Source organism: Streptomyces ossamyceticus (assembly GCF_001418475.1).
In the GTDB taxonomy this organism is placed as follows: Bacteria; Actinomycetota; Actinomycetes; order Streptomycetales; family Streptomycetaceae; genus Streptomyces; species Streptomyces ossamyceticus.
In genome coordinates, this window is the sequence record NZ_LIQX01000705.1 from 1 (window position 1) to 10,349 (window position 10,349).

At 72.0% G+C, this 10,349-nt stretch carries 9 protein-coding genes and 1 pseudogene; 3 read left to right on the forward strand and 7 right to left on the reverse strand.

Features of this window, described 5'->3' with window-relative positions; genetic code table 11:
- On the forward strand, positions 1 to 1,487 hold a 1,487-nt coding region (locus AOK15_RS37085; protein ID WP_478078823.1), incomplete at its 5' end, for an oxidoreductase.
- A 92-nt stretch (positions 1,488 to 1,579) separates the two neighbouring features.
- Here the strand turns inward: AOK15_RS37085 and AOK15_RS37090 are convergent.
- Together AOK15_RS37090 and AOK15_RS37095 are read right to left on the reverse strand one after the other, a co-directional pair.
- Positions 1,580 to 2,398 carry a PaaX family transcriptional regulator gene (locus tag AOK15_RS37090; RefSeq protein ID WP_055523047.1) on the reverse strand — a complete coding sequence of 273 codons (819 nt, stop codon included), beginning with the start codon at positions 2,396 to 2,398 and terminating at the stop codon, positions 1,580 to 1,582.
- 15 nt (positions 2,399 to 2,413) lie between these two features.
- The gene (locus AOK15_RS37095; protein WP_055523050.1) at positions 2,414 to 4,012 is read right to left on the reverse strand and encodes an AMP-binding protein; all 1,599 of its coding nucleotides are present in this window, start codon (positions 4,010 to 4,012) and stop codon (positions 2,414 to 2,416) included.
- Between the two features lie 158 nt (positions 4,013 to 4,170).
- On the opposite strand from AOK15_RS37095, the gene AOK15_RS37100 reads away from it, so the two are divergent.
- A complete protein-coding gene (locus AOK15_RS37100; protein WP_055523053.1) occupies positions 4,171 to 5,310 on the forward strand; it encodes an acyl-CoA dehydrogenase family protein in 1,140 nt (379 codons plus the stop codon).
- Entirely contained in the window at positions 5,307 to 5,705 is a 399-nt protein-coding gene (locus AOK15_RS37105) for a RidA family protein (protein WP_055523055.1), read from the forward strand. The genes AOK15_RS37100 and AOK15_RS37105 overlap by 4 nt, the downstream gene beginning before the upstream one ends.
- A 60-nt stretch (positions 5,706 to 5,765) precedes the next feature.
- Here AOK15_RS37105 and AOK15_RS48650 read toward each other — a convergent pair whose 3' ends face one another.
- The 5 genes and pseudogenes from AOK15_RS48650 to AOK15_RS37125 form a co-directional block, all read right to left on the reverse strand.
- Positions 5,766 to 6,254: a DUF5999 family protein gene (locus AOK15_RS48650; protein WP_338059947.1), complete on the reverse strand. Its 489-nt coding sequence runs from the start codon at positions 6,252 to 6,254 to the stop codon at positions 5,766 to 5,768.
- Between the two features lie 26 nt (positions 6,255 to 6,280).
- Positions 6,281 to 7,684 (reverse strand): condensation domain-containing protein, encoded by a 1,404-nt coding sequence (locus AOK15_RS37110; protein WP_205632290.1) that lies wholly within the window; start codon positions 7,682 to 7,684, stop codon positions 6,281 to 6,283.
- A gap of 210 nt (positions 7,685 to 7,894) precedes the next feature.
- The gene (locus tag AOK15_RS44585) at positions 7,895 to 8,227 is read right to left on the reverse strand and encodes a hypothetical protein (protein WP_157870482.1); all 333 of its coding nucleotides are present in this window, start codon (positions 8,225 to 8,227) and stop codon (positions 7,895 to 7,897) included.
- Positions 8,228 to 8,965: 738 nt separating this feature from the next.
- A pseudogene (locus tag AOK15_RS48655) lies at positions 8,966 to 9,616 on the reverse strand (transposase); the annotation flags it as partial.
- A 75-nt stretch (positions 9,617 to 9,691) separates the two neighbouring features.
- Positions 9,692 to 10,349 (reverse strand): carbonic anhydrase (locus AOK15_RS37125; RefSeq protein WP_055523065.1); only part of this gene is annotated, 658 nt, incomplete at its 5' end.

Here is a 10,349-nt window from a genome sequence, read left to right on the forward strand (position 1 = left end):
TCCTCCTCGGCGACGCCGCCCACACCGCGCACTTCTCGATCGGCTCCGGCACCAAACTGGCCGTCGAGGACGCCCTCGCGCTCGCCGCCTGCCTGGAGGAACAGCCCGACCTGGACCGGGCGCTGGCCGCCTACGAGGAGGAGCGGCGCCCCGTCGTCGCCTCCACGCAGCGTGCGGCGCGGGCCAGTCTGGAATGGTTCGAGAACATCGGCCTGTACCGGCGTCAGTCGCCCCGGCAGTTCGCGTTCAACCTGCTCACCCGCAGCCGTCGCGTCACCCACGACAACCTGCAGCTGCGCGACGCGCACTTCACGGGCGCCGTGGAGAGGGAGTTCGGCTGCCCGCCGGGCACGCCCCCGATGTTCACCCCGTTCCGGCTGCGCGGCCTGACCCTGCGCAACCGGGTCGTCGTGTCACCCATGGACATGTACTCGGCGACCGACGGCCTCCCCGGCGACTTCCATCTCGTCCACCTGGGCGCGCGGGCGCTCGGCGGCGCCGGGCTCGTGATGACCGAGATGGTGTGCGTGAGCCCCGAGGGCCGTATCACCCCCGGCTGCGCCGGACTGTGGAACGCCCGCCAGGCCGAGGCATGGCGCCGCGTCGTCACCTTCGTGCACGACGAGGCACCCGGCACGGCCATCGGCGTCCAGCTCGGCCACTCCGGACGCAAGGGCTCCACCAAACGCATGTGGGAAGGCATCGACGAGCCGCTGGACGACGGCAACTGGCCCCTCGTCGCCGCCTCCCCCCTCCCGTACAGACCGGCGAACCCCACCCCGCGCGAGCTCTCCCGTGCCCAACTCACCGACATACGCGAGCAGTTCACCTCGGCCGCCTGCCGTGCCGCCCGCAGCGGTTTCGACCTCCTCGAACTCCACTGCGCGCACGGCTATCTGCTCTCCGGATTCCTCTCCCCGCTGACGAACCGCCGCACCGACCGGTACGGCGGCCCACTGGACCGCCGGCTGCGCTTCCCCCTCGAAGTGTTCGACGCGGTGCGGGCCGTGTGGCCCGAGGAACGGCCGATGACGGTCCGGATCTCCGCCACGGACTGGGCGCGGGGCGGTACCACCGCCGACGAGGCCGTGCAGATCGCCCGGGCCTTCGCCGCGCACGGGGCGGACGCCGTCGACGTCTCCACCGGACAGGTCGTGGCCGACGAGCGCCCCGCGTACGGCCGCTCGTACCAGACCCCGTACGCCGACCGGATCCGCAACGAGGCGGGGATACCCGTGATCGCCGTGGGCGCGATCTCCTCCTGGGACGACGTCAACTCCCTGATCCTCGCCGGCCGCACCGACCTCTGCGCCCTCGGCCGCCCCCACCTCTACGACCCGCACTGGACGCTCCACGCCGCGGCCGAACAGGGCTACGAGGGCCCGGCCGTGACCTGGCCCGACCCCTACCGGGCGGGAAGCCGCCGCCCGAACACCGGCCGCACCGACGCCCCCAAGCCGAGGCTCACCCTGGGCGGCGCCCCATGACCCCGACGGTCACCGGCCGACAGCGCGGCCCGCGCCTCGGCGCCCGACCCCCGCCAGTCGCTGCGCGACCAGGCTCGATCGCTCCCCGCGCCCTACGCCTCCAGCCCCGCGAACACCGCCCCCGCGTCCCGCAGCCGCTCGTGCAGGGCCCGGAACACGGCCGCCGAGCGCACCCCCGGCCAGTCCGCCGGCAGCAGCGCGGCCGGCAGTCCGGGGTCGACGTAGGGCAGATGGCGCCAGGAGTCCAGGACCAGCAGGTAGTCGCGGTAGGCCGCCTCCGGCGGCGTGTCGGCGCGGTGCTCCCAGTCGTGCAGCACGGGCGCGTGCCGGTCGAGGAAGGCCTCGTGCTGCTTGGCGATCCCGGCCAGGTCCCACCACCGCGCCACCGCCTCGGCGGTCGCCGCGAACCCCAGGTGCTCGCCCCGGAACAGCTCCACGTACGGGTCGAGCCGCAGCCGTACGAGGGTGTGCCGGGTCTCCTCGTACAGCCGTGCGGGCGCGATCCACACGCCCGGCGCCGCCGTGCCGAAGCCGAGGCCGGCCAGCCGGGAGCGCAGCACGTGCCGCTTCTGCCGCTCGGACTCCGGCACCGAGAACACGGCGAGCACCCACCCCTCGTCCTGCTCCGGAGCCGTCGCGTAGATCCTTCGGTCGCCGTCGTCCAGGAGCTGCCGCGCGTCGTCCGACAGCGCGTACCCGGCGGCGCCCGCCGCCGTCCGGGCGGGCAACAGCAGTCCGCGGCGCTTCAGCCGGGACACCGAGGAACGGACGGAGGGCGCGTCGACACCCACCGCGGCGAGCAGCCGGATCAGCTCGGAGACGGGCACGGGACCCGGCACCGAACGGCCGTACGCGCCGTAGAAGGTGACGATGAGCGAACGTGGTGCATGCTGTTCGGACACGTTGATCATTTTAGGTCGTCGGCATCAGTGCTGGTCACCTGTGGTGCGCAGACGGAACCGCTGGAGTTTGCCGGTCGCCGTGCGCGGCAGGGCGTCCAGGAACACGATCTCGCGCGGACACTTGTACGGCGCCAGCTCGGCCCTGAGGAACGCGCGCAGCGCCTCGCCGTCCCGGTCCGCCCCCGCCGCGACGACGACATACGCCACGGCGACCTGGCCGCGCGCCTCGTCGGGCCGTCCCACGACCGCCGCCTCCAGCACCTCCGGATGGCGCAACAGGGCGTCCTCGACCTCGGGGCCCGCGATGTTGTACCCGGCGGAGATGATCATGTCGTCGGCGCGGGCGACATAGCGGAAGTACCCGTCCGGCTCACGGACATAGGTGTCACCGGTGACGTTCCAGCCGCCGCGCACGTACTCCCGCTGCCGCTCGTCCGCGAGATAACGGCACCCCACGGGCCCGCGCACCGCGAGCAGCCCCTGCTCCCCGTCCGGCACCGGCTCCCCGTCCGCGTCCTGCACGCGCGCGTGCCACCCCGGTACGGGAACGCCGGTCGTGCCGGGCCGTATGGCGTCGTCGGCCGCGGAGATGAAGATGTGCAGCAGCTCGGTCGCCCCGATGCCGTTGATGATCCGCAGCCCGGTCCGTTCGTGCCAGGCCCGCCAGGTGGCCGCCGGCAGGTTCTCGCCCGCGGACACGCACCGCCGCAGCGCCGACAGGTCGTGCCCGTCCAGCTCGCCGAGCATCGTCCGGTACGCCGTCGGCGCGGTGAACAGCACCGACACCCGGTGCTCCGCGAGCGCCGGCAGCAGTTGCTTCGGGCCCGCCTGTTCGAGCAGCAGGGCGCTGGCCCCGGCCCGCATCGGGAAGACGACGAGACCGCCGAGGCCGAAGGTGAAGCCGAGCGGGGGAGATCCGGCGAACACGTCGTCGGCCCGGGGCCGCAGCACATGCCGGGAGAAGGTGTCCGCGACGGCCAGGACGTCCCGGTGGAAGTGCACGCACCCCTTGGGCCGCCCGGTCGTGCCGGAGGTGAAGGCGATCAGCGCCACGTCCTCGGCCGCCGTGTCGACCGCCGGGAACGGCCCGTCCGGCGCGGGCAGCCGGAGCAGGTCCTCCGGCCCGTCCCCGCCGTACGTCGTGATCCTCAGCCCGGGGACCTCGGCCTTCACCAGGTCGTCCACGGACCGGATGTCGCACAGCGCGTGCGTCACCCGCGCCAGCTCACAGACCGTCACCAGCTCGTACGGCCGCTGCTGCGCGAGCACCGTCACCGCGACCGCGCCCGCCTTGAGCACCGCCAGCCAGCAGGCGGCCAGCCAGGGCGTGGTGGGCCCCCGCAGCAGGACCCGGTTGCCCGGCACGACCCCGAGCGTGGAGGTCAGGAGGTGGGCGACGCGGTCGACGCGGGCGGAGAGCTCGCCGTACGTCCAGGTCTCCCCGGTGGGCGTGTGGAAGACGGGCCGGTGGGGGTCGGTGCCGTCGAGCAGTTCGGCGGCGGCGTTGAGCCGGTCGGGATAGCGCAACTCGGGAAGGTCGAAGACCAGCTCGGGCCACTGGTCCGGGGGCGGCAGCCGGTCACGGGCGAAGGTGTCGACATGGGCGGTGACCCTGGAGTTCATGACGTTCGCCCCCTGCTCGGTCCCTGCGGTGGTGGACTCGCATGTGGTGGTGGACTCGCACGTCGTGGCGGGCTCGCATCTGGAGCGTATCGCCTTGGTGACGACAGTCAACAGATCGCGATAGCCTGAAGCGGCCCGATGAGGGAGAGGGGACGGCAATGACCGCATTCTCGCTCGAACCGGAACAACTCGCCCGGTGCGCCGACCTGCGCGCCCTCGCCGCCGACCGACTGCGCCCCCTCGCCGAGAAGGGCGAGCCCGGCCGCGTCAACCGCCCCCTCGTCACCGAGTTGGGCCGCCTCGGCCTCCTGCGCCGCCTGTTCACCTCCGGCGCCCTCGACCTCTGCCTGATGCGCGAGTCCCTGGCCTACGCCTGCACCGAGGCCGAGACCGCGCTCGCCCTCCAAGGGCTGGGCGCCCACCCCGTCCACGCCCACGGCAGCGAGGCCCAGCGCGCCCGCTGGCTCCCCCGGGTGAGTGACGGCGACGCGGTCGCGGCCTTCGCGCTCAGCGAGCCCGGCGCCGGTTCGGACGCGGCGGCGCTGGAACTGCGGGCCGAGCCCGACGGCACCGGCCGCTGGCGGCTCACCGGTGAGAAGTGCTGGATCTCCAACGCCCCCGAGGCCGACCTCTACACCGTCTTCGCCCGCACCACCCCCGACGCGGGCGCCCGCGGCGTCACCGCCTTCCTGCTCCCGGCCGACCGCCCCGGCCTCACCGGCACCCCGCTCGACATGCTGTCCCCGCACCCCATCGGCACCCTCGCCCTCGACGCCGTCCCCGTCACCGCGGACGACGTCCTCGGCACACCCGACCGGGGCTTCCGTGTCGCCATGGGCACCCTCAACCTGTTCCGCCCCAGCGTGGGCGCCTTCGCGGTCGGCATGGCCCAGGCCGCGCTCGACGCCACCCTCACCCACACCGCCCGGCGCGAGGCGTTCGGCGGGAAGCTGCGCGACCTCCAGACCGTCGCCCACCAGGTCGCCGAGATGGCGCTGCGCACGGAGGCCGCCCGGCTCATGGTCTACGCGGCGGCCACGGCGTACGACTCCGGCGCTCCGGACGTCCCCGGCCGCGCGGCGATGGCGAAGCTGCTCGCCACGGAGACCGCCCAGTACGTCGTCGACACGGCCGTCCAACTGCACGGCGCCCGGGCGCTGCGGCGCGGCCATCTCCTCGAACACCTCTACCGGGAGGTGCGGGCACCACGGATCTACGAGGGGGCCAGCGAGGTGCAACGGGCCGTCATCGCCAAGGAGTTGTACGCCCGGACCGTGGAACAGGAGTCGTCCTCATGAGCATCGAACGGGTGAACCCGGCTCAGTTGTCGCCGCCCACCGGTTTCTCGCACGCGGTGGTGGCCACCGGGGGCCGGGTGGTCTTCCTGGCGGGCCAGACCGCGCTCGACGCGGACGGCAAGGTCGTGGGGGAGACGCTGGTCGAGCAGTTCGAGCGGGCGCTCGGCAATCTGCTGACCGCGCTGGAGGCCGCCGGCGGCACACCGGCCGACCTGGCCCGTGTCACCGTCTACGCCACGGATGTCGCCGACTACCGCGCAGAGGTGTCACGGCTCGGCCAGGTGTGGCGAAGGCTGGCGGGGCGGGACTATCCCGCCATGGCGGTCGTCGGTGTCCTCCGGCTCTGGGACGAGCGGGCGCTGGTGGAACTGGACGGCTTCGCGGTTCTGCCGTAGCCCCGACGGGGATCGGGCGCCGGGGCCGGGCGGCCCTGGTCCGGTCGGTCCGGGTGAGTCTCAGGCGGCGACGGCGAGACGGCTCGGGGCGACGGCGCGGCCGTCGGGGAGGATCTCACCGGTGTCGTCGAAGACGATCCGATGATCAGCCCCAGCACGTCGACGGCCAGTGCCCGCTTGCGGCCCCTCCGCCGGTCCCGAGTCCGACCGGCGAAGCGCCGCTCCGGCGGACGACGGCTCCGGCCAGGAGGGCGAGTACGGCGAGGCCGAGGGGGAATCTCGCCATCGGCCCGAGGGGAGTCCACCGGCCCGACGACCGTACGGGAGGGATGACACAGGAACAGGAACAGGAACAGCGGCCGGTCGGCGAGTGGTGCGGCGACGGTCAGGGCGGGGTCGGTCTGGTGGCGGGTGGGGTGCGGTTTCGGGAACAGGAGTCGGGCCGCCGGTGGCCCCCGAGACCCTCTGCCTGGCCGTGGCTCGGCGACTGCGTGCTTCGGCAACTCCTGCGCGCGGCCGGCGGGCAGGCCTGCACTCCCCGTCCTCCACCGGGCCGGCGGTCGGCGTCGGTCCCGTCAGACGGGCTCGTCAGGGCCGTTCCGGGCCACCGAGAGGATGACCTCCCGCATCTGCTCGACGTACAGCCGCATGTTCTTGTAGGCGATGTCGGTGTCCGGGTAGCGGCCGGCGAAGTACAGGCCTTCGTGGAGCCTGTTGAACCATGCGCACACCCTGTCCCCGTAGGACACTCTGACCAGGCCGTACGCCTTCAGCTCGGTCCAGCGCTCCGATCCGGGGATGTGCCGGGTGTCGATGAACGAGACGATCGAGTACAGGTCGGGCGACGTCGGGCGGAAGTCCGAGCCGAGCAGGCGCAGTACGCGGCCGATGGGCATGCGGGCCATCGGCCTGTTCGCCTGCACCGCGGTGCGCACCATCTCCATGACGCACTGGAAATCGGCTGCCTGTGCCGTGTGAATCTCGATCGGCGCGCCGCCGACGTACCAGCCCACCGAGTCCCGCCATTCGGTCTTCGCCCGCGTGTGGAACGGCACGACCGTCCGGAAGACGGGCTCGCCGCCGATCTTGTGGACGACCAGGCTCGTGGCAGCCAGAAGGCCGACCGGAAGTCCGCCGAAGGGACGGCAGGCCTCGTCGAACGCGGCGATGTCGTCGGCCTCGACGAGCATGTCGTGCATGAGCTTCTGCGTAGGCAGAGCGTCGCCGGGATCCAGCCCGAGATCGACGGGGAAGTTGGGCAGGTCCCCGCCGCACAGGTCGATGAACTCGCGCCAGCGACTGACGATTTCGTGTGTGTCGTCGATCCGGTCCGCGTCCGCCCGCTCGGTTTCGCAGAAGTCCACGTAACTGCCGACCGGTCCCCATTGAACGGGACGGCCCTCGGCGGCGGCAGCGCAGAGTTCGTGGATCTCGGCAGGGATCCGTTGGATGGAGTACGCGTCGACGTTGCTGTGGTCGAAGGCCATGTACACGCTCGTGCTGTCCTCCCGGACGATCGCCGCGTAGATGAAGTTCGGCCAGCTGAGCGCGTTCGCAGTGACGTCGAAGCGGTCCTGGAGGTGCTGCACGAGTCTGTCCACGTCGGAGAACTCGCCGACCACCTCGCGATGGAGTACGACCGCTTCGGAATCGAGCGTGAACCGGCGCAGTTCGTCGTTTGCCCAGCGGAAGCCGCTGCGCAGCGTCTCGTGCCGGAGGGTCCAGGTCCGCAGTGCGTCCTGCAGGACGTCGAGATCCACCACGCCCGGTATGTCGAACGCGGTGCCGAGCCAGGTCGGCACGAACAGGCCGTCCTCGCGCACTGACCTGGCCGTCCGGATGTGTGACTCCTGGACATACGCCGGCGGTCGGGAATCTTCCGGCAGACCGGTCGCCATCTCGATGGCCTCCTGATCGAGCGTCCACTCGACGAGGAGGCCCGGCCGGGCCTCGCAATGCTGGATGTCGGTCATTCTCACGGCAGGCATCTCCGTTCACATGGGGCGCAGGGGAGGTGACTCGGACCGGACCGCCCCTTCGCCGACATCAACGCGGGGGGACCTCCGGCCACACCGGCGTGGCCGGGCGTTCACACGTGCGGCCGGCGAGAACCGACGCCGTCGTCCCGGCCGGACCCGTCCTTCGGCGGTGCTGCTGTCAGGGGGTGCTGCTGTCAGGCGGTGCTGCTGTCAGGGGGTGCAGACCGTCGACGTCTGCTCGTCAACCTGAAGCGTGGCGCACACGCGCGGCACGCGGGGGATAGTGAGGGTGAGGCGCTCTTCCACATTGGCGCGCACGGTCTGCTGCAGATCCACCAGCACCGTCTCCCCGATGGCGATTCTCGCTCCCACCGTCTTGTCCACGTCGCACGTGACCGTGAGGGTGACCGTGCTGGTCAGGTTGCTGTCGGTCTTCTGGATGTCGGCTTGGCAGGGAAACTGCTGCTGGGGGGCGGCCTGCGCGGGCACGGCCGCGATGAGAGGCGTGGCGGCCAGCACAAGGGCGGCGGCGGAGCGGAGCATGAGGTGAGACATGTGGTACTCCCAGGGGGTTCGGCAGGCCGGGTCAGGGCGCGGTCTGCTCTCGTTGCCGCTACGGAATGTTCCCTTTGCGGCATTCGGGATGATATGAACACACCCCTGATTGGCCTGCAACACCGATGCGCCACCCTGCCGAGACGTGGCAGGTCCTCGACCTGCCGGCCAGGGGCTCCATGGAGCCCCTGGCCGAGGACCGCAACTTCGAGGCCCTCCACCGCACTTACGGGCCATTTCATTCGGGGAGCGTGCGGCAGCGGATGAGTGCGGCCGCGATCGCGGTGAAGGCCAGGGCGCGTCCACCAGCGGGACGGTCTGGCCGACAGCGCGGCCGGGGTGCCCTGCGTTTGTGGCACCGGTACACGCGTCGGCATGCGCCGGGCCAGGCGGTTCGTAGCGCCTTTCCGCGACCCACCGGGGAGACGTCGCAGGTGGAGGTAGCCGTAACCCTGGTCGCCGTGAGGCTTCGCCGGCGCCGCCAGCGGGGCCGGTGTCGGGAGCGGACGGGTGGTATCCCACAGTCGGGTGATGCGAAGCCGGCCGGGCCCTCCTGCACGTGGTCGTGTCCCCTGTCGGGGTGTAGCCGCTCACGGCCCGTCGCCTCCGCTTTGGAGCCGTTCCGTACGTGCCGCTGCTGGCCGTCGTACGGTCACCGCTGGTCCCGGCCCGGCGAGCTCAACAGCGCTTCGGGGGAGGGCGATCCGGGCCGCGACCTGGGGATCCGTCTGCCGGACGCTCGCTGATCACGACCATGGGGGTGGTGAACCTGGGTTGGCGCTGCTGGACCTGACGGCGGGTTTGCGCCGGGCGCGGCCCGATCGCAGGGCACGGGCCGGTTCGCGGCGCCGCTCTCCGCGGCCCTGGACGTAGAGGGCCTGGTAGAGCGTTTCGTGGACCACGTGCGTCTCCGGCCGCCGGGGGAACTGTGACCGCAGAACCTGGCAGATCTGCTGCGGGCTCCACCGAATGTCCAGGTGGGCCTGGATGAAGTCCCTCAGCTCGGGGTTCTGGCCGATCTTGCCGGTCTTGGGTCGGGGCGGCGGACATTTGCACGGGTCTGGGCCGCGTACGGGCGGTACTGGCCGTACGCCGGGTGACGGTGCGGAGGATCCCCCGGCTGACCGTGGACGGGCCGCGGCCGAGCTCTGCGGCGATCGCCCGCTCGGTCGCCTTCTCCCGCAGCCGGTCGGAGATGTGGATGCGGTCGTCCTCGCGCGGGTACCGGGACGGCCCACAAGGCGCTGCCACCGCGTTGATCGGTGGCAGCGCCTTCCGGTTTCCGTATGAGTGACGCCCGTTGCGCCACTTCTGGCCGGTCCGTTTGTCTGCCCTGAGGCTTCGTCCGGTCCTTACGGACCTCGAAATCCGTCGCACCCCTTGAACCGGGGTGTTGCAACGACTCCCAGAACCCAAGATCCGCCGGAGCCCCTTCGTCCGTCTCGCGGCGGACTACTTCAGCAAGTGGACCCGCTGGGTGGTCAGGTCGTAGCGGGCGCCGACGATGGCCACCTTGCCCGCCTTCACCTTCGCGGCGAGGTCGGGCTCGGCCGCCAGCTTCGAACGGACCAGCCGGACGTTCGCGTCGATGGTCGCCGCCACGCGGGCGTCGCCCTCGACGTGGTGGTCGATCGCCGGGCGGATCTGGTCGGCGACGTACTGGATGTGGGCCGGCAGTTTCTCACCGGTGCTGTCCGCCTGGACGGCCGCCTTCACGGCCCCGCAGGACTGGTGGCCGAGCACCATCACCAGCGGGATGTCCAGTTCGAGCACGCCGTACGCGACACTGCCGAGCACTGCCTCGTCCAGTACCTCGCCCGCGCTGCGCACGGTCATGAGGTCGCCGAGGCCCTGGTCGAAGGTCAGCTCCGGGGGGACGCGGGAGTCGATGCAGCCGAGGATCAGCGCGAAGGGGTGCTGACCGGTCGTCAGGGCCTTGCGGGTGGTGCCGTCCTCGTGAGGGTGCTGCTGGTGGAAGGTCCGCCACCGGCGGTTGCCCTTCGACAGTTCCTTCAGCGCCTTCTCGGGGGTGTCCGGCCGGGTGGGGGTGGCCGCCGGGGTGGAGCGTGTGGTGCGGGGGAGGGGTTCCGCTTCGGCGGGGTAGGCGCCG

What these genes read in the sequence shown, in the direction of transcription:
- AOK15_RS37090 (WP_055523047.1), bottom strand. Translation starts at nt 2,398, where the DNA reads ATGATCAACGTGTCCGAACAGCATGCACCACGTTCGCTCATCGTCACC.
- AOK15_RS37095 (WP_055523050.1), bottom strand. Translation starts at nt 4,012, where the DNA reads ATGAACTCCAGGGTCACCGCCCATGTCGACACCTTCGCCCGTGACCGG.
- AOK15_RS37100 (WP_055523053.1), top strand. Translation starts at nt 4,171, where the DNA reads ATGACCGCATTCTCGCTCGAACCGGAACAACTCGCCCGGTGCGCCGAC.
- AOK15_RS37105 (WP_055523055.1), top strand. Translation starts at nt 5,307, where the DNA reads ATGAGCATCGAACGGGTGAACCCGGCTCAGTTGTCGCCGCCCACCGGT.
- AOK15_RS44585 (WP_157870482.1), bottom strand. Translation starts at nt 8,227, where the DNA reads ATGCTCCGCTCCGCCGCCGCCCTTGTGCTGGCCGCCACGCCTCTCATC.